The following is a 24,286-nucleotide window of genomic DNA, read 5'->3' as shown; positions in this document are numbered from 1 at the left end:
ATGTCCAATAAGTTAATAGATATCGTAAATATCACAAAATCCTATGATGAAAATGTAGTGTTGGATCAGCTAAGCCTCTATATCCGTGAAAATGAGTTTCTTACCCTGTTGGGCCCAAGCGGATGCGGAAAGACTACTCTGCTCAGAATTCTTGGCGGTTTTGAAACCCCCGATTCAGGAGATATCATTTTCAACGGAAAAAATATCAACAGTCTGCCGCCTAACCGCAGGCAATTAAATACCGTATTTCAAAAATATGCCCTTTTTTCACATATGACTATTGCAGAGAACATAGCTTTTGGTTTGAAGATTAAAGGAAAAACCAAAGGCTATATTCAGGATAAAATTCGTTATGCATTAAAGCTTGTGAACCTGGATGGCTTCGAAAACAGAACCCCGGATTCGCTAAGCGGTGGCCAGCAGCAGCGCATCGCCATTGCCCGCGCTATTGTCAATGAACCAAAGGTTCTCCTTCTGGACGAGCCTCTTGGTGCGCTGGATCTGAAGCTCCGCCAGGATATGCAGTATGAACTGATACGTCTGAAAAATGAGCTGGGCATCACCTTTCTCTATGTGACTCATGACCAGGAAGAGGCCCTTACCATGTCCGACACAATTGTTGTCATGAACCGGGGTTATATCCAGCAGGTGGGAACTCCCGAGGATATTTATAATGAGCCCCAAAATGCTTTTGTTGCAGACTTTATCGGTGACAGTAATATTGTTTCCGCTACGATGGTGGAGGATAAAGTAGTCAAAATGCTGGGTGCCGTCTGGGAGTGCGTAGATGTCGGTTTCGGCACGAACAGACCCGTAGACGCAGTAATTCGACCGGAGGATATTGATCTGGTAAAACCGAAGAAGGGTATCATACAAGGGGTAGTAACTCACACCATTTTTAAAGGGGTGCACTATGAGATGGAGGTACTGGCAAATAATTACGAACTTCTGGTACACAGTACCGATATGTTTCCCGTAGGAACTGAAGTTGGAATCAAAGTTGATCCCTTTGACATTCAGATTATGCAAAAACCGGAATCTGAAGACGAGGAGGCTGCAGGAATTGAAGAGTAGAAAGCTGCTGACCGGCCCTTATTTATTCTGGGCAGTGTCATTTATTATTATCCCCCTTCTCATGATAGTTTATTATGGACTAACCGGCAAAGAAGGGAATTTCACATTGCAGAATCTTGCACAGGTTACAGCTCCTGAGAATCTCAAGGCTCTGGGGCTTGCTCTTCTGCTGTCTTTTATCAGCACTGTAATCTGTCTTCTACTGGCTTACCCCCTTGCCATGATTCTGTCTGAAAAGAATGTAAACCAGAGCAGCTTTATTGTTCTCATTTTTATTCTGCCAATGTGGATGAATTCCCTTCTTCGTACCATTGCCTGGCAGAATCTCCTGGAGAAAAACGGAATCGTCAATGCTGTGCTGGAGTTTTTCCACCTGCCTGCACAGGGTATGATAAATACGCCCTATGCAATTATTCTCGGTATGGTATATAATTTTTTACCCTTCATGGTGCTGCCTATATATAATGTACTCGCCAAAATTGACAAAGAAGTTATCTCGGCAGCCCGGGATCTAGGAGCCAATAACCTGCAGACCTTCACACGGATCATTCTGCCTCTAAGCGTTCCAGGAATTATCAGCGGAATCACCATGGTCTTTGTTCCCTCACTGACTACCTTTGTTATCTCTGATTTGCTGGGTGGAAGTAAGATACTTTTAATCGGAAATGTTATCGAACAGGAATTCAAACAGGGAAGCAACTGGAATACCGGTTCTGGACTTTCTCTTGTTCTTATGATATTTATTATTGTAAGTATGGCTCTGATTGCCAAATATGATAAAGATGGGGAGGGAAATACGTTTTGATTAAGCACGCTGCAAAAAGATTTTATCTGATCTTAATATTTGTTCTGCTTTATGCGCCCATTGCCACATTGATTGTGCTGTCTTTCAATAGCTCCAAGACTCGTGCAAAGTGGGGCGGCTTTACAGGTAAATGGTATATCACCCTTTTCCAGAATCAGGAGATCATGAATGCCCTCTACACTACACTTATCATTGCCCTTGTTTCCGCTTTGATCGCAACGATTATCGGGACGGCTGCCTCTATTGGTATTCAGGCAATGAAACCTAAATTTAGGACTCTCACACTGGGAATCACCAATATCCCTATGCTCAATGCAGATATTGTGACTGGCATTTCACTGATGCTTCTATTTATTGCATTCCGTTTTTCCCTGGGTTTCAAGACAATTTTACTGGCCCATATTACATTTAATATACCATATGTTATTTTAAGCGTACTGCCAAAACTTAAGCAGACTAATAAAAATGTGTACGAAGCTGCACTGGATCTGGGCGCTTCCCCAGCCTATGCATTCCTTAAGGTTGTGTTCCCGGATATTATGCCGGGAGTATTCTCAGGTTTTTTGCTGGCTTTTACCATGTCGCTGGATGATTTTGTCATCACTCATTTTACCAAAGGACCTGGGGTAGACACTCTTTCCACCAAAATATACAGTGAAGTCAGAAAGGGAATCAAGCCGGAGATGTATGCTCTCTCCACCATTATGTTCCTTACCGTACTAGTATTACTTATGCTGGTAAATGCTGCACCGGATAAAACAGGGGTTCATTCTCCGGGACCAACGGAAATTAAGAAAAAACATATGGTTTCCCGATTTATTTTTCATAGAATAGTTCCCGCTGCAATTGTAATTGTCATCGTTGCCGGCGGCTTCTTCTATGGATCACAGAACAGCGCGTCGGGCAAAAACCAGGTAATCGTTTATAACTGGGGTGAATATATTAACCCGGATGTACTAACAAAGTTTGAAAAAGAGACAGGTATTCATGTTATCTACGAGGAATATGAGACTAATGAAATCATGTATCCTAAAATTCAGTCCGGGGCCATTGCATATGATGTGGTATGCCCTTCAGACTATATGGTACAGCGTATGATTGAAAATAATCTGCTTGCTGAAATAGACTTCGACAGAGTGCCAAATATAAAATACATTGACCAAACTTACATGGAGCAGGCACGCCAGTATGACCCGGGAAACAAATATTCTGTGCCCTACCTTTTTGGCACCGTGGGAATCTTATATAATAAAACCATGGTGGACGAACCTGTGGACAGCTGGGGGATACTGTGGGATGAAAAATATAAAGACAATATCCTAATGCAGGACAGTGTCCGGGATGCGTTCGGTGTTGTACTGAAATACCTGGGATATTCGCTGAACTCAACGGATCTGGATGAACTGGAGCATGCTAAGAAATTACTTATAGAACAAAAGCCTCTCGTACAAGCCTATGTCATCGACCAGGTACGTGACAAAATGATTGGTAATGAGGCAGCTCTCGGCGTAATTTATTCCGGTGAAGCACTTTATACACAGATGGAGAACCCAAATCTGGAGTACGTAATCCCAAAAGAAGGCTCCAACCTCTGGATTGATTCATGGGTAATACCGAAAAATGCGGAGCACAAAGAAAATGCGGAAAAATTTATTAATTTCCTCTGTCGCCCTGACATTGCAAAAATGAATTATGACTATACCACATATTCTATTCCCAATTCCGAAGGACGAAAGCTGATAGAGGACAAAAAGTTCCGGGACAGCAGGATAACTTTCCCGGAACCGGAAGATTTAAAGAATTGTGAAACCTTCAAATTCCTGGGAGATGAAAACGATGCTTTATATAACAGATTCTGGAGGGAAGTAAAATCGAAGTAATCAAAGCTGGAAGCATCCGCCGCCTATGAATTCTCGTAAAAGTGAATTTGTAGGTACGGGTTCACTTCCGATTCCGACAAAATAGTCAAAAAACTTCAACAGCCTTTTTGCCTCTACGTATTCCGGACAGGTTTTTCCCATTCCAAAAAGAAGTGGTTCTACGTATTGTTTTAGTACAGCCAGCTCATATAACAGTGATGAATTGAACATTACATCTGCCTCCTCTTGATAGGGAAAGATGTTCTGTTCTTCTCCTCTTCTCACAGAAGGCCACATAGCAATCGTGTTTCTTGCAGAAGTTCCTCTGGTTCTTGCATCTCTTACAATGCGGCGTATCAGCCTTCCGTCTGTGGAAGGAATCCGGTTATGTTCGTCAATATTCAGCTGCGTCAGGGCACTGATGTATATTTTAAACTGATTGTCGGCATTTAAAGATTCCGGCAGTCCTGGATTCAGACAGTGAATCCCTTCAATCACAAGAATATCCTGCTTTCCAAGTTTCTTTGGTATGGTGTCATAATCTCTGGTTCCCGTTTTAAAATTAAATACAGGCAGGCGGACTTCTTTGCCTGAAAGAAGAGACTGCATATCTTCGTTGAACTTTTGAACATCGATGGCCTCCAAACATTCAAAATTATAATTTCCGCTTTCGTCCCTGGGCGTTTTCTCCCTTTCCACAAAATAATTGTCCACTGCTATCGGATGAGGATACATGCCATTTACCATGAGCTGCACAGATAATCGGTGAGAGAACGTGGTTTTTCCCGAGGAAGACGGACCGGCAATCAATACAAATTTTACATTCGGTCTTTTTGCAATCTGCTTCGCAATCTCGCTGATCTGCCTCTCCTGATAGGCTTCCTGTACCAGAACTACCTCACTCATGTCATGCTGGGTCACCCTATCATTGAGGGCACCAACCGTGTCGATTCCCTGAAGATCCCCCCACAAAATTGATTTTTTTAAAACTTGAAAGGATTTCGGTGTGGGTTCAAAGGAATCTACTTTCTCTGGTTCTTTTACAGTAGGCATTTGAAGAATAAATCCCTCGTCGTATAAGTAAAGAGAATAGTATTTCAAATAACCTGTATCCGGTACCATGTACCCGTAATAATAATCCTCAAATTCGTTCATGCGGTATATATTGACCTTGGATACACGCCTATATTCAAAAAGCCGTTCCTTATCATACATTCCATGCTTTCTGAAGAGTTTCACCGCCTCGTTTGTATGAATAGAACGCTTTTCAATAGGAATCCTGCTCTCGGTCAGGTTCTTCATACGAACAGTCACCAGGTCCAGAAAATCTTGGTTTAAATTCACATCTCCCTGTACTGTACAGTAGTATCCTTTACTCATTGAAAAATGGATCCGGACTCTTTCTACCTTGTCATGCCCGCCTACATCGTGTACAGCCTTAACGAGCATAAAGCACAGACTACGCTTATAAGTCTCATATCCGATAGCGTCTCCGGTTGTGACAAACTCCAATTCACAATCAGCCTCCAGCTTTTTTGTCAGTTCCTGAAGACGGAACTGACCCACAAAAACGAGTACAATCTGATGAGGGTAGTTTTTTTGAAAATCCTCTGCAATTTGCTGATACGTGATTCCAAAAGCATATTCTCTTGTCTCATTTCCAACCTTTACCTTACAGGTCTTTTTCCCCATAAACTTTAAACTTCCTTTCATACCTCAATATATCTGAAATGGATGGATAATCGGTGCGGTTATCACCTGCAGACCGGTCAGTTTTTTCTGCAGGAATTCTTTCATGTCTTCTATGAAAATATATTCCGTTCCATAATGTCCTGCATCAATCACTGAAAGTCCCTGCTCCAATGCATCTAGTCCGTCGTGGTGTCCGATATCTCCTGTCACCAGTACATCTGCTTTCTTGTTTAGTGCCGGTTCGATAGCACTTTTCCCAGAACCGGGAGAAAAAGCAAGTCTGGTTACTTTTTTATCCATATCTCCAAATACTTTTACTGAATCTAATTTTAGTCTATTCTTCACATACACGCAACATTCCTTCAGGGTCATCGTATGTTTGAGTGCTCCGATACGTCCAATTCCCTCAGGGTTACCGTCTTCTTCAGCGGTAATGTCCAGAACTTCCGAATTCTGCAGCTTTAGTATCTTTCCAGACAACTTTGCCATACCAAGCACATCATAATTCGTATGCATTGCATAATAAGAAATATTACTTTGAATGAGATTCACAACTCTGCGTCCCACAAAATCTTCATCCGTTACATTTTTCATTGGAGAAAAAATCAAAGGATGATGCGTAATCAGCATGTCAGCACCTGCCGCTTTTGCGTGTTCAATCGTCTGGCTTGTAGCATCCAAAGCCACATATATACAGTGGATCTCCTGAGTACTTCTCCCAGCCAACAGCCCCACGTTGTCAAAATCCAGCGCCGCCGACTTGGGATATGCAGCCTCTATCACCTTCACGATTTCTTTACAAAGCATAATATTCCAGCCCCTTTTCTGTATTGTTCAGTTCCTGCCTAAGTTCGTTTATCCGCTTTTTGGCATGTACACTGTCATGTTTCTTCAAGTTTTCCAATAACTCTGACTTTAAAGCCTTTTCTTTTTCCAGATATTTTTTCAATACAGGATGCCGTTTTTCAAGCAGACATTTTCCATACTGAATCTCCGTTTTTGTCCAAACGACAGTATTCTGTATCTTCTCCCCAGGCGGCTGCACTTTCATTACAGGATAAAATTTTCCTTCATCAAGAACCATGTCTTCGTCGATAAACAAAAAACCTTCCTGTAGAAGAAAGGCTCTCACTTTTGCGATTTCCGATTGGGGCTGCAAAATACATTCCTTCAGACTCATCGTAACATTCCGGTTCTTCGTCAAAATCCTCATGATAAGCGCACCGCCCATACCGGCTATCACTGCCGAATCAACTTCTGAGGGGGTAAGTTTTTCAAATCCGTCCGAGAGACGAATTTCAATCCTGTCCAAGAGAGCGTTCTCCAAAATATGTTCCTCGGCACGCTTCAAAGGTCCCTCATGAATGTCCATTGCCACAGCCAGTGAGATTTTGCCCTGCTCCATAAGGTAAATGGGAATATAGGCGTGGTCGGTGCCTATATCCGCCATTTTATATCCGCTGCTCACCAGATTTGCAACTGCCTGCATTCTCCTTGTCAGTTCCATCTTTGCCCGCCTAGTCCAGATAGTCTCGAAGCTTCCGGCTGCGGCTTGGGTGGCGGAGTTTTCTAAGTGCTTTTGCCTCTATTTGGCGAATGCGCTCACGGGTGACCTCAAATTCCCTTCCGACTTCTTCCAGGGTTCTTGCTCTGCCGTCGTTCATCCCAAATCGCAGGCGCAGCACTTTTTGTTCCCTTTCCGTCAGGGTATCCAGCACCTCATCAAGCTGTTCTTTGAGCAAGGTCTGAGCGGCAGCTTCTGCAGGAACAGGCACATTATCATCTTGTATAAAATCGCCGAGATGACTGTCTTCTTCCTCACCGATGGGAGTCTCTAAGGATACAGGTTCCTGAGAAATCTTAAGGATTTCACGTACACGGTCAACTGGCATGTCCAGTTCCTTTGCAATTTCTTCCGGCATAGGTTCACGCCCCAGCTCCTGTAAAAGCTGCCTGGACACACGAATCAGCTTGTTGATGGTCTCTACCATGTGTACCGGTATACGGATTGTTCTTGCCTGGTCTGCAATAGCTCTTGTTATAGCCTGACGAATCCACCAGGTGGCATAAGTACTGAATTTGTACCCTTTGTGGTAATCAAACTTTTCCACTGCTTTAATCAGACCTAAATTTCCCTCCTGAATCAAATCAAGAAACAGCATCCCACGGCCCACATAACGTTTTGCAATACTTACAACAAGCCGCAGGTTTGCTTCTGCCAGTTCTTTCTTTGCGTCTTCATCACCTTTTTCCATTCGCTGTGCCAGCTCAATTTCTCTTTCTGCACTCAAAAGCGGAACTTTTCCAATCTCTTTTAGATACATGCGCACAGGGTCTTCGATACTGACTCCGTCCGGTACAGTCAGATCAATATTCTCCATATCTACTTCATCGTCATCAGAAATAATAACTTCCACATCATCATCATTATCACTGTTGATACGAAGTACATCTATATTATTTGACTCCAGGTAATCAAATACCTTTTCCATATGGTCTGGGTCCAGCTCCATATCACTGAAAAAGTCATTAATCTCCTGAAGCTCGAGAATACTTTTCTTTTTCTTTCCCAGCGCAACAAGCTCTTTCAGCCTTTCGTCAAATTTCTGTGTATTTTCTTCCATGTGTCCATCCTTCCTTCGCCTATACCCAGTGCAGTATAGGGCTATCTTGTTTTATTTTATCCTTATTCAATGGAAATATGCAGATTCTTTATATCATCCAGCATACATTTCTCTTCCATCAGTTTTTGCAGGCCTGCAAAATCAACAGGATCTAAGTTCTTAATTCGGTCATCAATACTGTTTGCTTTTACGCGGAACATAGTCTCTTTTAAAGCCTGTTCCTGTTCCTCCTTCGTAGAGAGTTCTTTGATTTTTGTATGGAATAAAGAGGCCGCCTCCCGATGTTCTTCCTCTGCTGTAAAGTGATTCAGTATCTTCGCCGGATTTAGTTCTCCTAAAGCATACTGACTGTAAAGCAGCCTGGCAACTGTTTTATACAATTCTTCTGTGAAGTCCTCCGGGTTTATGTATTTCTGAATGATACTAAACAGTTCCTCGTCCTCAATAATCCATGTAAGAAGTATTTTCTGGGATACAAGAATCCCATCCTCTTTTGTTTTTTCTTTTGTCCCTGCAGCTTTTGGGCGGGCGGCAGGCTTTGCCATTCCGTCACCGATTGCGGTCTTTACCACTAGTTTCTTCAGACTTTCCTCGCTGACCTTATATTGTCCTGCCACTGCTTCAATATAATTATTTCTCTCCAGTTCCTCTTCAAAGACTGTGAGCCGTCTGGCAGTTTCCCGAAAAAAGGCCGTTTTCCCTTCGGGGGAGTCCATATCGTAGCCTTTGGAGAGAATCTCAAGACTGAAGAGGAAGCCATTTTTTGCATTCTCAATCCTTTTCTCAAATTCTTCTGCTCCCAGATTCTTAATAAATTCGTCCGGGTCTTTGTACGGTTCCATACGGATTACCTTAGCCTCAATGCCTGCGTCTTTCAAAATAGGCACAGCCCGAAGTGCTGCCTTTGTTCCGGCATCATCGCTGTCATAAGTTAGGTACACCTCCTGCACATATCGCTTAATCAGCAGAGCGTGTCCCGCTGTCAGGGCTGTTCCGAGAGAAGCAACCGCATTGGTAAAACCAGCCTGGTGCAAGGATATAACATCCATATACCCTTCGCACAATAAAAAATAGGATTTTCTGGATGTTCGCGCCCGATTTAGTCCGTACAGATTACGGCTCTTGTCAAAAATAGCCGTCTCCGGTGAGTTCAGATATTTTGGCTTTGCGTCACCCATAACACGGCCTCCGAACCCGATTACCCGGCTGTTTACATCCATAATGGGAAACATGACCCGGTTCCAGAACTTATCATATATGCCGTTCTTTTCATCTGTATTTATAAGTCCTGCCTGGCGTATTAATTCTTCACTATAGCCTTTGCTTTTCAGATAATGGAATAAATCATTGCTGTATTTGTTAGAATATCCAATTCCAAAAGCTTTAACCATATCGTCGGAAAGCTCCCGTTTTTTTAAATATGTATATGCAGCTTTTCCCTGTTCTGATTTCAGCTGTACATAAAAATACTGGGCAGCTATTTTATTGATTTCCAAAAGTGTGGATCGCAAATCTGCCTTTTCCTTTGCTTCCTTCGAGTATTTGGCCTCAGGAAGTTCCACCCCTGCCCTGTCAGCCAAAAACTTCAGGGCTTCTACAAATGAAAAGTTTTCATACTCCATCAGGAATGTAAATACATTGCCCCCTGCTCCACAACCGAAACAATAATACATCTGCTTTCCTCTGCTTACCGAAAAGGAGGGGGACTTTTCGTTGTGAAACGGACAGAGGCCAAAATACGAGCTTCCTTTTTTCTGGAGCCGCACATAGCTGGAAATCACATCTACAATATCATTTTTAATTCTTACTTCTTCTATCAGTTCCTCTGAATAATACATATAGGCCTCCACATATATATGCTACACTATATATATTCGACAAAACTTCCCTATTTCCTTTTTTAACTTTTCCACGCTTCCGGCACAAAGAACTCTTCATATTTTTTTACTGCATAATTGTCTGTCATCCCGGCTATATAGTCACAGATAGTCTGTTCCATAGATGTACCAGTTGTTTCCATACTCCGCAGATACTGCCTGGGCAAAAGCTCTGGGTGCCGTATATAATAATCATATAATTGCTCAATGAGATGTACCGCCTTATCTTCTTCCCCTTTTGCTTTGGGATTCATGTATACATTTTCAAACATAAATTCCCTAAGTCCGGTCATGGCTGTCTGCACTTTATCGGACATAGTAATGACCGGCCGGTCCATGCTATGTGTGATGACATCATGAACCATGGTATCGAGACGTTCCTTTCCGGAATTCCCCAGTGCTTTTCTGTATTCGGCGGGGATGTCACTTTCTGCAAGTATGCCTGCCCGGATTGCATCATCCATATCATGATTAATGTACGCAATTTTGTCTGAAAGACGCAGTACCTGTCCTTCAAGGGTATGGGGATGGCCCGATGTCTGATGATTCATAATACCATCCCGGACCTCCCATGTGAGATTAAGTCCCCTGCCCTGCTTTTCCACGCACTCGACTACCCTGACGCTCTGCTCATGGTGTGAAAAATGATATACACCATTTAATGCCCGCTCTCCTGCATGTCCAAAAGGTGTGTGGCCCAAATCGTGTCCCAGGGCAATCGCTTCTACAAGATCCTCGTTAAGCCTAAGGGCCTTTGCTATGGTTCTTGCATTCTGTGAAACCTCAAGGGTGTGAGTCAGCCTTGTCCTGTAGTGATCTCCCTTGGGCAGTAAAAAAACCTGGGTTTTTTGTTTCAGCCGCCGGAAAGATTTACAGTGCAGAATTCGATCCCTGTCCCTTTGAAATACAGGTCGTATATCACACTGCTCCTCCGCCTTTTTTCGTCCCTTTGAATTCCTGCTGCGTGCGGCATAAGGACTCAAATATTCCAATTCCCGCTCTTCAAGCTGCTCTCTGATTGTCATATTTTTCCTCACAATGAATCCCGATTGTCTTATATCATATATATACTATATTCTGCGACTTTGTCTTTTTTCCTTTATCTTAAGATTTTTCTGCCTTCCAATGTTTTTCTGCACCACTTTTTAATGATTTTGAGAATCGAACTGCCTCAAAAACCGTGTCAATGCATTTTTCTCTTTACTGTTTCCAATACCATGGGTATTTATGTACTCTTTGACTTTTCCCACATCTCCCTGCGAAAAATTCCACACCTTCTCTGCTGTTCTTCCTTTCTCCCATAAGCCCGATATTAATTCTTTATACTCTGGATTCCGATACCACCTGGAATCCACCTGTAGGCCTCCGTTTTGGTTCAGACTTTCTTTTTTAAAAGCGCTTAAGTTTTCTGCTTCCAGGTATGCATTTTTTTCGTAATTTTCTCTATTAATAAAGCGCACATACTTTGGTCCTTCCGGCTTTATAATTTCACCGTCTTCTAATATGTGAACGGTAAACTGGCGTAAAGTTTCCTTTCCTGCTCCCCCCGGTCCCATACTGTCTTGTACAGAGCAAGTGAGCACCACATATCCCGGCTTTTTAAATTCTAAAAACTCTTCCGGCCTGAAATCTACCAGTTTTAACTTTTCCTGTATACTCCCGGGATACAACGCATCATCTTCCTGATCTGAAGCCTTCATGCGCCCGGTCTTTAAAGCATATTGCCGAATTTCTTCTTCTGTAATTTTCCCTGTTTGAGCCTCTTCCAAAGTAAAATACCTGTCTGCCGCCTCTATGACAGGAAATTCATTGAACCTGACTTTCACTGTCCATTCTAGCACAGCTTCTGCCCCCGCACTGTCTGTTACTGCATAGGTGATGCGATGTATGGCAGGTGAATCGCCTTTTTCCATCTGCAAAAACCAGGTGTCTAATTTTTCATCAGAAGACATTCCTTTCTCCCAGACGGTCCTTTCTCCTTTATGTTTTGTTCCATCCGGACTATTTCTATCGGCATATTTTATAGAGATAATACGGACATTTTCTGTAATATCCCCATCTTCATTGTCAAAGGCTTTTATATTAGATAAGAGCATTTCTTTTGTAACATCGGTCCCTTCATAAAATGTTCTTACTCCATTAGCTGTGATTTTCGGAATTGCATTCCACATGGAGAACATTTTTACTTCCGGTATATCCGATTCTCCCACAATATCCTTCTGCTGGTCACCAGATATCCGGCATAATTCCTCAAATGTGACGATGTTTTTCTTACTTTCTGGAAACTTTACATCCCCCTTACCTATCTCCTTTTCATCATTTGTCCAACCCATAAAACTATATCCTTTTCGGGAAAATCTGGTATAATTTGTGTTTTTTCTTACTTCGTACCCATTATTCTCCCTGCACTCCTTTAAAGTGACATATTCTGACCTTGATGTCCCTGAATCCGCACCATTATTAACATAGATAACTTTAACTTCCATCTTCCAGAGTGCATAAAAAACCAATTCTTCATTGTAAGCTGCACTGAGTGCATCACCCGGCTGGTATGCCGCTGACGCTGCCTCAGGCTTTCTGGACCATCCTTTAAATCCTATAGATTCAAAATAGGGGACTTCTCTCGATATTGTTGTAGTTTCATACCAATACTTTTTCCCGTCCTTCGGAACCCGGATTCTGTCATCATCATAATTTCCTTCATAATGTATCGTATACGCCCTGCTGATTACAACATCCGTATCTGCCGTATCGGCACCGCCTGACTGGTAATCCCCGGGGCGCAGTAAATAGAATGCGTGCGGGCTCAAATTAAACTTCTGATAGACCCCACTTCCTTTTTCTTTGTTATAGCTGGCTCTCACACAGGTACGCCCCAGGGTATAGGCAGAAGGTGTTATAAGGGCCACTGTCTTTTTAGATGTAAGAGGACCTGTAACTGTAATAACTTTCCCCACTTCCGGAAGATAAACATCATTATTCTCTTCAATCCAGGCCTCTCCGCTCACATTCATAATTCCGTTCTGATAGACGGCACTGCCCGCCCGGGCAGTATTATTTACAATCGCTGTTTTATTTAACCCCAGTGTGCCTATATTATAAATACCACCGCCAAAAGTTCCCCTGTTGGAAGAAATCTCCCCGCCAGATAAAAAAAGAGATCCCGAATTATAAATACCACCACCATTTTTTTCAGATGTATTGCCATATACACTGCCTCCTGTCATGGTGAATGACTTTGACGTATGAATACCGCCATTGAAATTTTCATAAACTGCACCGCCGGACATAGTTGCGGCTGACAGATTAATGATACCTGTTGCATTTTGAAAAATATTAGGATCTCCAGAAAGTTTTAATGTACCGGATGACGCTTGAGATCTGACTCCTGCCTGATTATTAGAATAGATTTTACCACCTGAGATATTGGTAGTACACACCTCATTTGAGGCATATGCGGCGACTCCGTCCGTAGCGTTACTGTAGATACTACCGCCTGTGATGGTAATTGCTGTGCTGTTGTCTGCCCATTGAGTCTGTACCCCGGCACTCCCATTATGATGCACTTGTCCCCCGGCTACATTGACAACTTTTGCCCGTATCCCATTGGTAGCATTACCGTAAATCTCCCCATCATACATATTTATCGTACCCTGGGAGGCAATTCCTGCATGTAAATTATTATAAATTAGTACATCCTTATATATATTTGTGGTTCCCAAGCTGTTCCATACACCATTCGCCGCACCGTTTCTCAAGCGGACCCCGTTTTTAAGATTGATAGTTATTTTGCACAGAGATGATAAAATACCTGAGGAACATTTCCTGTTGCCATCAATAGTCAGTGTATACCCGTTATTTCCTGATAACGTCCATGTACCTGAGATATTTTTGTCAACACCGGTCGGAACCGCAAGGATTCCTGCTGACTCCCATTTAAGATTCGGGTCTGCAGTCACAGTAACGTTCTGTCCTTCTGGATAAATAGTGAAGGACTTGGTTGTAACATTGTGTCCTGCAATACAGTCTTTAAGTACATACATGGTACCGCCCGGCGGCAAAGCAGCAAATGCAGCATCAAAAGTCTTGTAGTAAGTATCTCCCACCCGTGCCACCGCATTAATCCGCATTGCTTCCATTTCCTTCTCAGCCTGCTTTTCAGCACGTTCGAATTTTCTGTCTTTTACTGATTTTGGCTCTGCTACCGGCCCGGTCTTTGATTCAGTCTCAGCAGGGATTCCATAAATCTCATAAAAACGCCTTTTTACTTTCTCTAATACTTTTTCCGGATCCAAATCCGGTGGTATAGTCTCTAAGCTATCGAGTTCAGTTAAAAGATCCTCGATTGAAAAATCTGCTGTATTCTGTAGGTACTGAGCATAGGACACAAAGTCTGTGACATGTTTCTCTTCCTCTTCCTGATAGTATATAAGATTTCCAACGTTGTTCTCCATAAATTGAAAAGCTTCTTTCTCCCATAATCGATGTTGCTCTTTGACCTGGATTTCTTCTCCTATTTCACTTTCTTTCTGTACCTGGGTAAGTGTCTGATAGGTCATTAAGACCTCATCCAGCTGTTCTTTTGTGTAACCCTTTTCTTCGTGTTTTGCTGCTCTGGATAATAATTCATATTTGTAAAGTATGGTGAGTTGATATTGCTCTGCGGCAGAAAGCCGGTCATAAAAAGAATTTTTCACCTCTTCTTCTACATTCTCCAGTGCTGTGACAGGTTCCGATTCCTGATACAGACTTTTCATTGCATCCTCGAAAGTACTTGTCTCATCGGCAAGCACATCCTCCAGAGTCCTTTTAACTTCTTCTTCCTGTGCCTTGCATGATATGGATGCACAAGCTGCCAGAAGCAGCGAAACCGCCAAAATCATGAAGGCTCTTCTACACCTTTTCATAGCCTCCTCCTGTTTTCATTGTTTTTATAATAGTTACAGTTGAATTTTTCGGCGAATCTGCCGATCAGAAATGGAAATCGAATGTTTTCCAGATTCTATGTAAGGGATTATAGCACAGCCTTCTAAAAAGCACAAGCAGGTAAAATTACGTAAAAAGAGAATCCGGCAAGCCGGACTCTCCTATTACTTTGCTTAAGAGTACAGGATAAACTTATCCACTTCATCCCGCAGTATATCTGCCTGAGCGGACATTTCCTCGCTTGTGGCAGAATTTTCTTCTGAAGTGGCAGCATTCGTCTGTACAACAGCAGACACCTGAACCAATCCAGTCTGAATTTGTTCAATTGATTCTGTCTGTTCTGTGGATGCCTGTTCAATGCTTACAAAGTTTTCCGATACATTCTGCATATTGGAACCAACCTGTTGTAGAATCTGAGCGGTCTGCGCCGTAATGGCAGTTCCCTTGGATACACTTGTTACGGAATTTTGAATCAGCTCTGAGGTCTGCTTAGCAGCTTCCGCTGATTTTCCCGCAAGATTACGGACTTCATCGGCTACAACCGCAAATCCCTTTCCTGCCTCTCCGGCGCGGGCAGCCTCAATACTTGCATTCAAAGAAAGAATATTCGTCTGAAATGCAATATCCTCAATCACTTTTGTGATATTCACAATCTCATTTGACGCTGCGTCCATCTCTCCCATGGCCTCTGTAAGATTTTTCATATAGATGTTTCCAGTATTGATATCTTTTTCAACCTGCTCCACATATCTGGTAGCAGCCCGGACATTTGAAGCATTTTGCTCCGCCTGTCCGGCAACTTTCTCTACGGAAAGGGTCAGTTCATCAATGGAGGATGCCTGTTGTGTAGAGCCTGCTGAGAGTGCCTGAGCCCCGCCGGATACCTGGGCTGCACCGGTACTTACCTGTTCAGCAGCAATATTTATCTGCTTCAATGTGCTGTTGAAGGAATCAAGTATAACGCCAAGGGCAGTCTGAATAGGTGAAAATTCTCCATTATATTCCATGTCATTCTGCAAGTTTAAATTCCCCTCTGCCATCTGCGTAAGTTTATCAGAAATATCCCCGATATATTTCTGGAGCGTATTGCGGGTACTGTAAATAGAACCTGCAAGCATTCCGATTTCAGATGTATCCACTTCCATGGAAAAATCAGAGGAGAGGTTGCCTTCTGCAATCTCTTTCATCTCCTTTTCAACCAATGTAATCGGGCGAAGTACCTTTCTACTTATGATTAGTATAGTAATCACCTGAAGCACTGCCGCGCCTATAAGCAGGGCAAACACAACAACCTGTACTGCTGCTATGCCATTGGTCTGTGCGGTACTTCCTTTGGAAGACAAGATATAGAAGCCGGCCCCTGCAAGAGCAAGCAGCAGCAGAGAGCATGCATTTAGAACATAAATAAGTGTGGACTGTTTCATTGTTTTTTTCATAGTATTTCTTCCTCCGAACTTTTTTGGCTTTAATATTTACCTAAATCAGATTCCTCATCGTTTTCCTCATCGATTTCTGGGCAATCCTCAGGTTCGGGGATTTCCTCAGGTGTAGAATTCTCTGAAGCATATTCTTTTTGGATACTATCTTTTAACTTAAATTTTTCTACTTCAGCACGCAGTGTATCTGCCTGCGCTGACATTTCCTCACTGGTGGCGGAATTTTCTTCTGCGGTAGCCGCATTTGTCTGTACTACAGAAGATACTTGCGTAAGCCCCTGCTTCATCTGTTCAACTGCATCGGACTGTTCGGCAGATGCCTGTTCTATCTGTACAAAGCTGTCGGCAACTTTTCTTGTATTGGATCCTACTTCCTGCAGGATCTTTGCCGTCTGATCCGTCAATTCAGTCCCTCTGGAGACAGCCGCAACAGTATTTTGAATCAGCTCGGCAGTCTGCTTTGCCGCCTCAGCGGATTTCCCTGCAAGATTTCGCACTTCATCTGCAACAACGGTAAATCCTTTTCCGGCACTTCCCGCCCGGGCCGCCTCAATTGCTGCATTCAGAGAAAGCATGTTTGTCTGAAATGCAATATCATCAATAGCTTTTGTAATATTTACAATCTCATTTGAAGCTGTATCAATCTCAGCCATTGCATCCGTAAGCTTCTGCATATAGTCATTTCCGCTTTTGGCTCCCTGACCTGCCTGTTCTACATATCCTGTTACAGTTTTCACAACAGAAGCGTTCTCCTCCGTCCTAGAAGAAATATGCTCAATGGAAGCTGACAGCTCTTCTATGGAAGATGCCTGTTCTGTGGATCCAGAGGCAAGAGCTAAGGCTCCGTCGGATACCTGTGAAGCACCTGCACTGACCTGTGAGGCAGCTGTACTAATTGTCTCCATAATAACATTCAGGTTGTCAGCCGTAGTTTCGATTGCTTTCTTTAAAATCTCATAATCGCCAGGGTAATCCATATCCACATTAAACTGCAGGTTTCCTTCTGATATGCTTGTAAACTTTTCAATGATGTCACCAATTATTTTTCTTTGCAGTGCATTGGACTCTTTAATGTATTCTATCATCTGGCCGAACTCGTCTCTGCTCTCATACTCAATTTCGGTGTCCAAATTTCCCCTGGCAGCTTCTTTATTCATGACTATAATTTTTTGAACCGGAACTAAAATGGACTTTCTAATGAAAATAATAATAAAAATTGTAATCAAAATAGACAAAACCGAGACAGATGCAAGAAGCACTTCTGAACGCAGCATAATCCTCTCCGCTTCCAATTTCTGAACTTTTGATTTTTCATGGGACGAAGCCGCAATATTTTCCATGATGCTGATTACTTTTTCAAGCTGTGGACTATATTGCTCCTGGTACAGCTCAAGAGCCCTTTTATGGGATTCATCTGTATTAGCCAGAATAAGTTTCGATATCTCCTCCCTTACGGAACTCCCCGAATTAATAATGGTTTTGGCCTGTTCAATGTCGGCATTTCTGCTGGAATCACTCTGATTCTTCTTAAAATCCTCCAGCTTGTCAATAGCTGATTTTGAATGTTGATCTGCTGAAGACAACATCTTGCCGGCCTCTTCTGGTTTGGTAAGCATAGCACCCAGCAGCTCATGCATGGTGCTTCGCAAATTTACCTGCATGGCTCTGATATATTCTGAATTTGGCACTGAATACTTACTGTACCGCTCCACCTCCGAATTAATTTCATGCAGGTTAAAGATGGAAAAGACACCGGACAGCAGCATCAAAATCAGTACAATGCCAAATCCGTTAATAAGCTTCTTGCTTACAGATAAGTTCTTCATATTGTTTTCTCCTTTGCACATTAGTTTCCTTATTCTTTTCTGTAAATTGCCGGTCTGATATATTTGTACTTTGTAGTCTCCCGATTCAGCCCCTCTGAATGACCGATAAACAGAAATCCACCCGGCTCCGTAATATCGTACAGCTTATCAATCAGCTTTTCCTTGGTCGGGCCATCAAAATAAATCATAACATTCCGGCAGAAAATAACATGCATTTTTCTTTTAAAAGGCAGAGACTTGTCCATTAGATTAATGTTGCCGAAAATAATCTCGTTTTTAATTTTATCAATTACCTCGCTCTGTTGAAAATCATATGCTTTAAAATATTTTTTCTGCCAGCTTAAGGGGAGCTCTGCTATCTTTTCATTTTCGTAAATGCCAGATTTTGCTGTTGAAATCGCTGCTTTTGAAATATCTGTAGCTAATATTTTTGTGTCCCATCCCCTCTTGTCAAATCCAAAGTATTCATCAATCAGCATTGCAAGAGTGTAAGGCTCCTCTCCTGTGGAGCAGGCAGCACTCCAGATGCGCAGATCACGGTCCCTTACTTTATTTGTCAGATAAGGCAGCACTGTGGTCTTAAAATAAGTAAAATGTTCCGGCTCTCTCATAAAAAATGTGTAATTTGTTGTAATCTTATCCAGCATTACGGATGTTGCCTTTCCAGATTTATCTGCTTTTACGTATGCCATATACTCATCCAGACTATTCATATGCATACTCGTTATTAAATTACCGAGCCGGCCCTCAATTAAAGTCTTTTTCTCAGCTTTAAAATGAATGCCGTAATTGATTCTGATATAATTTGCAAAGTCTTTAAATTCCTGCTCTTGTATGGCGATCATGAATGTCCCTCTTTCAGATGTAAAATGGCTGGATTTTTGCACAAAAAAATCCCCCTTCATCACTTTATATAAATAAAGCTATACTTTGAATCATAAAGGAGGATTTTTTTATATATTTGTAATATCTTTAATGCTTGTTACTTAAACTGCCATAAACCATGCAGATTGCAGTGTTCATATGCAGAAATAAATTCATCTCCGTCTGCCAGAAGGAATTCTGCCTTTGGCTCATCTCCCGGTTTAAGTGCCTTGCCCTGTGCACCCTCTTTTGTAGTGATGACAATCCACTCAATGAAATGTTCTTCTGCCATAGGATGTGGTACGGAACCTACTTCGACTGTAACCTTGTTGTCTTCAACAGTAACAACAGGAACATGCTTCTCTGCCGCAGCGTCTACACTTCCGGGTACAAGTTCCTTCATTGTCTGTCCGCAACAGACTGTAGGTGTCCCGCTGTCTTTTACCATGGCAATAATCTTGCCGCACAGCTCACATGCATAAAATTTTAATTCCATATTCTTACACTCCTTCTTATGTATTTTATTTCTACACTATTATACCATAATTTGGATTTGCAATCAATGAATATCTCTCTGTATAATTTTTTTAATGTCATCAATATGCGCTTTATCCATAACTGATTCCTGATTGACAATTATGGCCTCCTCCAGTTCTTCACGCAGTATTTTGACCTCCTTTGGCGCCTCTACGGCCAGCTTTACAGAATCCGACGAAACCTCCACAACAGATATTTTAATATTGTCTCCTATTAAAACCGACTCCCCCTTTTTGCGCTGCAGTACAAGCATGCCCTACTCCCCTTTCTTCCGGAACTCATTCAACGTGTGCCGCATACGATATTCCTCGGATGCAAGGATTACCTGCACCGCCTGTCTGTTCCCGGTATTTACTGCTATGGGGCATTTCAGATTTACAGTACTTTTTTCCGATGAATTTCCAATGACACAAACCACATAAAATGAAAGCAGGCTTACATCTTCCGTTCCCAGTTTTTTATAATCTGCAGAGGATAAAACAGGCCGGTAATCTTCTTTCAGATAAAAGGGATTCATAATAATAAATGACAGTTCCGGATCTTCCGTGCTTTGCAGGCAGAGAACAGCATCACTGGTCTCGTCGACAGGGAGAGGGATAAAGGTTTTATATTCCTCAAAGCCAAACAAACCCTCCCGGAAATAGATTAGCTCCTCCTCCATAAAAAGACTGGATTTCATTACTTCTTCCATATTTCCTCCCTTTTTAGTTTCTACGCCTTTGTGTCAATATTTTCACCGGTAAACCTGTCGGCTGCACTGGGCGGTACATAGATTGGGTTTCCCATATACTCGATATGTACGTCCGGATACTGCTGCACCGACAACTCAATATTACCTGGTACAAATTCTACATTTCCCCAATCTATCCTGGCATCAAAATTTAATTTGTCCATCTGGTAATTGATAGATATAGACGGAGAATCCCAATCAATATCCGGACCTGTCTTTGGTATAAATCCCAATTTAAACTGGCCTGTGGGCAAAGTGTTCCTCTGGTCCAATATAGACTGCAGAGTTTTCGCCCCCTCTCCTATCTTCGCATTCAGCAAAATCTGACCCTCCCTGGCAAACTGTGCCGTAGCTTCATATGTGGCCTGCTTTCCTTTCTGTGCAGCCTGGTAAATGGCTGTCTTCGTTGTGGGTACAACAGAGTTTCTGGCCTCATATGTATCTACTCTGAGGCGCACCGGCCTGCTCTTAATCTTCATTCCACCTTTATCGCGGCTGATTTCAACTTCTGCAGTGCCGTTCTTCCGTTCCAGATGAGCGTTATGTACAGTCAGCTCATACTCAATAGGTATCGTTGTAATTTTGAGCAATTGTTCCATTGCTTATCTCTCACCCTTTCTTTTTTTAATACTAGTAAGCTATCTTAAAAAGTCCAAAAGAGACGCAGAAAAAATACTTGTTCCTATTTTCAGTGATGCATTGTACACATACTGTGCCCAGGAAAAATTCATGATAGCCTCCGCCTCATCGATTCCCACATCACTTTTGTATTGCTCTTTAATGTTTATGGTTTCATTTTCCAGTCTGTCCAGCGAAGACTCAAGAAGCTGACTTTTTGTTCCAATTTCTGTTAACTGATTACTCATATCACTGCTGCCTTTATTGAACTGGGTCCACAGCTTTCCATACTCCTCAGCGTTAAATTCATCTTCATCAAGTAAATCAGCCATCTTACCTGCCAGAACAATAAGATTCTTGCTGGTTCCGTCTGCCGCCTGACCGTACCCCACCACATTTATTCCCGGGGAAGCCGAGTCGAATGCACTGGAAGAGACCACCTTCCCTTCAGAGAATGTAAGTCCATATCCCAAATCTACATATGCTGTCTCATTCGACAGTTCCGACAGAACAGCCTGTTCATCGGGATCCTTACTGTCTACATCTATGCCGCGGTAAAGAACCTTCCCGTCTGCCGATAATTCAAAGGGGCTATTGGAACCGTCATTTCCTGCCATGACATAAGCATTTCCATATTTTGCATTCAGCGTAATAATCATAGACTTCTGCATGGCTCTTAAATTTTGGGCATATGCGCTCCTTCCCGTCTCCCCAGTGGCATCGTTCATAGCTGATGCAAAATAATTTTTGTCAATTTCTTTTGCCATAGAACTTAACTGGGTAATTGTATCTTCCTGTATATCCTGCCACTTCTGTATGCTCTTCACGGTATTGGTATAATCTGTGTTCCTTGCAAGTCGGGTTTCCAGCACTGTTCCCCGGGCTGCAGCCGAAGGGTCTTCGTATGAATTGCTGAAACGGCGTCCTGTCTCCACCTGCCTGCGGGCCTGTTCCAGACCACTCATGGCAGAACCAAGATTATTCTGATAATTTCTTCTGATCATGTTTGTCGTAATACGCATACGGACACCTCCTATCTTCCGACAACACCGGTCTCATTAATCAATTTATCCAGCAGCTGATCCAATGTAGTCATGAGCCTTGAAGCGGCATTATAAGACTGCTGGTAACGCATCATATCCATCACTTCTTCGTCTAGGTTAACACCGGATACCGCATCCTTTGAGTCGGAAATCTGGTTTAATACAGAAATGTGATTTGATAATATAGAAGAGGATGCTTTCCGTTCTATAGCCTGTGTATTCTGGATATTGTCATATCCTGAAAGCATGGTTCCCCTAAATACCGCAAAATCGTGATCCTTATTGCTCAATTCATGTATCATTTTCAGTATATTACTATAATCTGTAGAATTTTCGGTGTCCCCGGCTCCCGTATTTTGTGTTCTCGTCAAAGTTACCGTACCGTTCATCCACTCATCCGAAATCTTAATGTTTCCGGCAGTAAATGTGTCGGAGCCATCGCTCGTAGAAAACAGGTCATGAGCAACCGTACCGTTTTCTGTGGCATTCATCCCATTCATCAAAGTGGCGAAAGTGTTCACAAAAGTATCAAACATGGAACTGTAATATCCTATTCCCTTTGTATCTGTGCCATCGAAAGACTCGGATTTGTTCAGCATGTCTATTTTGCCCTTCAGGACACCATTTGACATTAAATCGGCCACATCAATGTTGTTGACATTTGTAGGGTCTGACGGATTGTCTGCTGTAAGAGCGTCCTTAATCTTTAAGGAAACCGGGATTCCTTCTCCCGCTGTGCCAAGCTGGAATTCACCACCTTTATTATCAGAAATCAGGTTATGAACATTTCCTGCTATATCCCTAAAAGTCACCTTCAAAGTATCTACTGCCTGACTGCCGGTGCCCTCAGTTTCATAAGTAACCTCAATCGGAAGATATGTAGCCAGATCATCTAAAAGCTGATTTCTTTGATCTTGAAGCTCAAGGGCTGGATTTCCCATTATCTGGGTGTTCTTGATTGTGGTGTTCAGTTCCAAAATCTGTTGAATACAGGAATTCACATTTTTAATATCCGAGTTCTGAAGCTCATCTACCACATCTTTTATCATATTCTCAATGGAGGTAGCGTTCTGATGTATTGCATTTAAAAAAACCGTACAAGCTGAACGAACCAGGGCATCCGAGCTTTCCTCGCCGGCCTCAGAAGGCTGTGCTATATTTGTAAGCTGTGAAATGATATCATTAAAAGCACTCCGTATACCTTTACTGTCTGTCTCGTCAAAAATATTTCCTATTTTTTCTAAAATCTGGTCAGTGGCATCAGCTGTGCCTGCCTTAGCAATCTGATTTCTGTATTGTATATCTAGATATGGATCTCTTATCTGAGTGATACCGTTCATCATAACTCCCTGTCCCACTTTATTGTCGAACTTTGAGCTCGAAAAACTAGCGCCTATCGGGTTGATGCTGGTTAGATCCAGACGCTGCCTTGTATAGCCACTCGTATTTACATTAGAGAGATTCTGGCCTGCAACGTCAATTGCTCTCTGGCTTGCACTCAAAGCAAGCTGGGCCATCGTAAACCCTGAAAATGTAGAACGAATCATTGTATTCTCCTCCCTAAATCAAACTCTCCTGCTGATATATCCTTCTGTGCCATCAAGCCTCTTGTTAATCTGGCGTAAATTTACTGTCACAATCATCGTCAAATCTTCATGGGTTTCCTGAAACATCTGTACTTCCCGGCTCAGTTCCCTAAAGAGAGGAAGAAAACGTCCCCTCTTTTCTTCGCTTAATACCTCCAGTATTTCCCGAAAACTCATTTTCTGGTACCCGGCCTCAGTCTGTGCCTTATCCTTTTCTCTTTCCAGAGCCTTAAGCTGCATGATAAAAGCCTGTTCCTTCGTCATATAGTTTTCAAGGAGTCCGATACGCTTCTCTCTGGCAGCCTCCAGCATTTTGCTTTCAATAGCTGTCAAATCCCGGAACAAAAGAATCATTTTTTGGATTGCTTCCTGAAATTCATTCATCCGTCTGTTCTCCTCTTTGCAGCAGTATTTTATCGGCCAGTCTGTCTGCATCGACCAGATAAGTTCCCTGTGTAACTCTTTGCTTTAATTCCTCTATCTTTGCTTCCGGTGTGGGGGTATTTACTTCTGATAAAATCTGTCTGGTCAGTTCTTCTGCTATCTTCTTCTCCTCAACCTGACGGCTGCTGGATGTAATGATGACCTTATCAAACTGCCGTTCTCTTGAACAGCCCGAAAGATTTCTTTTTTCTGCGGCGTCTGAAACAGTTCGGTTCTTATAAGAATTTCTTATGTTATCCACCGAACTGTCTATAGATATATCCATCTTTCATGCCTCCTTTTTAAATCACAGCAATTCATGGCTTATTTTCTCTTATATTTTAATATCGGCGTTTCTGGGCTGTA

Annotated in this window: 21 protein-coding genes; 3 read left to right on the top strand and 18 right to left on the bottom strand. The window is 42.4% G+C overall.

Annotation, left to right across the window (positions count from 1 at the left end):
• The 3 genes from BN3456_RS14740 to BN3456_RS14730 are packed head-to-tail and all read left to right on the top strand — an operon-like array spanning window position 1 to window position 3,759.
• The gene (locus BN3456_RS14740) at window positions 1-1,074 is read left to right on the top strand and encodes an ABC transporter ATP-binding protein (protein ID WP_089985410.1); all 1,074 of its coding nucleotides are present in this window, start codon (window positions 1-3) and stop codon (window positions 1,072-1,074) included.
• On the top strand, window positions 1,064-1,879 hold the full coding sequence (locus tag BN3456_RS14735) for an ABC transporter permease (protein ID WP_089985407.1): 816 nt from the start codon (window positions 1,064-1,066) through the stop codon (window positions 1,877-1,879). Before BN3456_RS14740 ends, BN3456_RS14735 begins: the two co-directional genes overlap by 11 nt.
• Window positions 1,876-3,759, top strand: a complete 1,884-nt coding sequence (locus BN3456_RS14730; protein WP_089985405.1) for an extracellular solute-binding protein — start codon at window positions 1,876-1,878, stop codon at window positions 3,757-3,759. Before BN3456_RS14735 ends, BN3456_RS14730 begins: the two co-directional genes overlap by 4 nt.
• On the opposite strand, the gene BN3456_RS14725 is transcribed toward BN3456_RS14730, so the two are convergent.
• The 18 genes from BN3456_RS14725 to BN3456_RS14640 all read right to left on the bottom strand — a co-directional run bounded on the left by BN3456_RS14725 (window position 3,760) and on the right by BN3456_RS14640 (window position 24,206).
• Window positions 3,760-5,430, bottom strand: a complete 1,671-nt coding sequence (locus BN3456_RS14725) for a nucleoside kinase (protein WP_089985402.1) — start codon at window positions 5,428-5,430, stop codon at window positions 3,760-3,762.
• 24 nt (window positions 5,431-5,454) lie between these two features.
• Window positions 5,455-6,237, bottom strand: coding sequence for a Nif3-like dinuclear metal center hexameric protein (locus tag BN3456_RS14720; RefSeq protein WP_089985399.1), 783 nt, complete (start codon window positions 6,235-6,237; stop codon window positions 5,455-5,457).
• Window positions 6,227-6,937, bottom strand: a complete 711-nt coding sequence (locus BN3456_RS14715; protein WP_089985396.1) for a tRNA (adenine(22)-N(1))-methyltransferase — start codon at window positions 6,935-6,937, stop codon at window positions 6,227-6,229. Before BN3456_RS14715 ends, BN3456_RS14720 begins: the two co-directional genes overlap by 11 nt.
• Before the next feature lie 10 nt (window positions 6,938-6,947).
• Window positions 6,948-8,054 carry an RNA polymerase sigma factor RpoD gene (gene rpoD / locus BN3456_RS14710; protein WP_089985394.1) on the bottom strand — a complete coding sequence of 369 codons (1,107 nt, stop codon included), beginning with the start codon at window positions 8,052-8,054 and terminating at the stop codon, window positions 6,948-6,950.
• A 62-nt stretch (window positions 8,055-8,116) separates the two neighbouring features.
• Window positions 8,117-9,892, bottom strand: coding sequence for a DNA primase (gene dnaG, locus BN3456_RS14705; RefSeq protein ID WP_089985392.1), 1,776 nt, complete (start codon window positions 9,890-9,892; stop codon window positions 8,117-8,119).
• Between the two features lie 62 nt (window positions 9,893-9,954).
• On the bottom strand, window positions 9,955-10,956 hold the full coding sequence (locus tag BN3456_RS14700; protein WP_089985389.1) for a deoxyguanosinetriphosphate triphosphohydrolase: 1,002 nt from the start codon (window positions 10,954-10,956) through the stop codon (window positions 9,955-9,957).
• Window positions 10,957-11,076: 120 nt separating this feature from the next.
• On the bottom strand, window positions 11,077-14,838 hold the full coding sequence (locus BN3456_RS14695) for a right-handed parallel beta-helix repeat-containing protein (RefSeq protein WP_141654528.1): 3,762 nt from the start codon (window positions 14,836-14,838) through the stop codon (window positions 11,077-11,079).
• Between the two features lie 192 nt (window positions 14,839-15,030).
• On the bottom strand, window positions 15,031-16,293 hold the full coding sequence (locus BN3456_RS14690) for a methyl-accepting chemotaxis protein (protein ID WP_089985384.1): 1,263 nt from the start codon (window positions 16,291-16,293) through the stop codon (window positions 15,031-15,033).
• Between the two features lie 29 nt (window positions 16,294-16,322).
• Window positions 16,323-18,119, bottom strand: coding sequence for a methyl-accepting chemotaxis protein (locus BN3456_RS14685; RefSeq protein WP_176699215.1), 1,797 nt, complete (start codon window positions 18,117-18,119; stop codon window positions 16,323-16,325).
• Window positions 18,120-18,148: 29 nt separating this feature from the next.
• Window positions 18,149-18,964 carry a CheR family methyltransferase gene (locus BN3456_RS14680; RefSeq protein ID WP_089985380.1) on the bottom strand — a complete coding sequence of 272 codons (816 nt, stop codon included), beginning with the start codon at window positions 18,962-18,964 and terminating at the stop codon, window positions 18,149-18,151.
• A 137-nt stretch (window positions 18,965-19,101) separates the two neighbouring features.
• The gene (locus BN3456_RS14675; protein WP_089985378.1) at window positions 19,102-19,479 is read right to left on the bottom strand and encodes a desulfoferrodoxin family protein; all 378 of its coding nucleotides are present in this window, start codon (window positions 19,477-19,479) and stop codon (window positions 19,102-19,104) included.
• 63 nt (window positions 19,480-19,542) lie between these two features.
• Window positions 19,543-19,773 (bottom strand): carbon storage regulator CsrA, encoded by a 231-nt coding sequence (gene csrA, locus BN3456_RS14670; protein ID WP_089985375.1) that lies wholly within the window; start codon window positions 19,771-19,773, stop codon window positions 19,543-19,545.
• A 3-nt stretch (window positions 19,774-19,776) separates the two neighbouring features.
• Window positions 19,777-20,211, bottom strand: a complete 435-nt coding sequence (locus BN3456_RS14665) for a flagellar assembly protein FliW (protein ID WP_089985372.1) — start codon at window positions 20,209-20,211, stop codon at window positions 19,777-19,779.
• Window positions 20,212-20,231: 20 nt separating this feature from the next.
• Window positions 20,232-20,849 (bottom strand): DUF6470 family protein, encoded by a 618-nt coding sequence (locus BN3456_RS14660; RefSeq protein ID WP_089985370.1) that lies wholly within the window; start codon window positions 20,847-20,849, stop codon window positions 20,232-20,234.
• 39 nt (window positions 20,850-20,888) lie between these two features.
• On the bottom strand, window positions 20,889-21,890 hold the full coding sequence (locus BN3456_RS14655) for a flagellin N-terminal helical domain-containing protein (protein WP_089985367.1): 1,002 nt from the start codon (window positions 21,888-21,890) through the stop codon (window positions 20,889-20,891).
• Window positions 21,891-21,901: 11 nt separating this feature from the next.
• On the bottom strand, window positions 21,902-23,458 hold the full coding sequence (flgK, locus tag BN3456_RS14650) for a flagellar hook-associated protein FlgK (protein ID WP_089985364.1): 1,557 nt from the start codon (window positions 23,456-23,458) through the stop codon (window positions 21,902-21,904).
• An 18-nt stretch (window positions 23,459-23,476) separates the two neighbouring features.
• Window positions 23,477-23,881, bottom strand: coding sequence for a hypothetical protein (locus BN3456_RS14645; RefSeq protein WP_089985362.1), 405 nt, complete (start codon window positions 23,879-23,881; stop codon window positions 23,477-23,479).
• Window positions 23,874-24,206 carry a flagellar biosynthesis anti-sigma factor FlgM gene (locus BN3456_RS14640; RefSeq protein ID WP_089985359.1) on the bottom strand — a complete coding sequence of 111 codons (333 nt, stop codon included), beginning with the start codon at window positions 24,204-24,206 and terminating at the stop codon, window positions 23,874-23,876. Before BN3456_RS14640 ends, BN3456_RS14645 begins: the two co-directional genes overlap by 8 nt.
• Between the last annotated feature and the right edge of the window lie 80 nt (window positions 24,207-24,286).

This window comes from Clostridium sp. C105KSO13, from assembly GCF_001517425.1.
GTDB lineage: Bacteria > Bacillota > Clostridia > Lachnospirales > Lachnospiraceae > Muricomes.
The sequence above is the reverse complement of the archived record's forward strand: the minus strand, read 5'-3'. Positions and strand labels throughout refer to the sequence as shown.

Coding starts and splice junctions, on each gene's coding strand:
- BN3456_RS14740 (WP_089985410.1), top strand. CDS start 1: ATGTCCAATAAGTTAATAGATATCGTAAATATCACAAAATCCTATGAT.
- BN3456_RS14725 (WP_089985402.1), bottom strand. CDS start 5,430: ATGGGGAAAAAGACCTGTAAGGTAAAGGTTGGAAATGAGACAAGAGAA.
- BN3456_RS14720 (WP_089985399.1), bottom strand. CDS start 6,237: ATGCTTTGTAAAGAAATCGTGAAGGTGATAGAGGCTGCATATCCCAAG.
- BN3456_RS14715 (WP_089985396.1), bottom strand. CDS start 6,937: ATGGAACTGACAAGGAGAATGCAGGCAGTTGCAAATCTGGTGAGCAGC.
- rpoD (WP_089985394.1), bottom strand. CDS start 8,054: ATGGAAGAAAATACACAGAAATTTGACGAAAGGCTGAAAGAGCTTGTT.
- dnaG (WP_089985392.1), bottom strand. CDS start 9,892: ATGTATTATTCAGAGGAACTGATAGAAGAAGTAAGAATTAAAAATGAT.
- BN3456_RS14700 (WP_089985389.1), bottom strand. CDS start 10,956: ATGACAATCAGAGAGCAGCTTGAAGAGCGGGAATTGGAATATTTGAGT.
- BN3456_RS14695 (WP_141654528.1), bottom strand. CDS start 14,838: ATGAAAAGGTGTAGAAGAGCCTTCATGATTTTGGCGGTTTCGCTGCTT.
- BN3456_RS14690 (WP_089985384.1), bottom strand. CDS start 16,293: ATGAAAAAAACAATGAAACAGTCCACACTTATTTATGTTCTAAATGCA.
- BN3456_RS14685 (WP_176699215.1), bottom strand. CDS start 18,119: ATGAAGAACTTATCTGTAAGCAAGAAGCTTATTAACGGATTTGGCATT.
- BN3456_RS14680 (WP_089985380.1), bottom strand. CDS start 18,964: ATGATCGCCATACAAGAGCAGGAATTTAAAGACTTTGCAAATTATATC.
- BN3456_RS14675 (WP_089985378.1), bottom strand. CDS start 19,479: ATGGAATTAAAATTTTATGCATGTGAGCTGTGCGGCAAGATTATTGCC.
- csrA (WP_089985375.1), bottom strand. CDS start 19,773: ATGCTTGTACTGCAGCGCAAAAAGGGGGAGTCGGTTTTAATAGGAGAC.
- BN3456_RS14665 (WP_089985372.1), bottom strand. CDS start 20,211: ATGGAAGAAGTAATGAAATCCAGTCTTTTTATGGAGGAGGAGCTAATC.
- BN3456_RS14660 (WP_089985370.1), bottom strand. CDS start 20,849: ATGGAACAATTGCTCAAAATTACAACGATACCTATTGAGTATGAGCTG.
- BN3456_RS14655 (WP_089985367.1), bottom strand. CDS start 21,890: ATGCGTATTACGACAAACATGATCAGAAGAAATTATCAGAATAATCTT.
- flgK (WP_089985364.1), bottom strand. CDS start 23,458: ATGATTCGTTCTACATTTTCAGGGTTTACGATGGCCCAGCTTGCTTTG.
- BN3456_RS14645 (WP_089985362.1), bottom strand. CDS start 23,881: ATGAATGAATTTCAGGAAGCAATCCAAAAAATGATTCTTTTGTTCCGG.
- BN3456_RS14640 (WP_089985359.1), bottom strand. CDS start 24,206: ATGGATATATCTATAGACAGTTCGGTGGATAACATAAGAAATTCTTAT.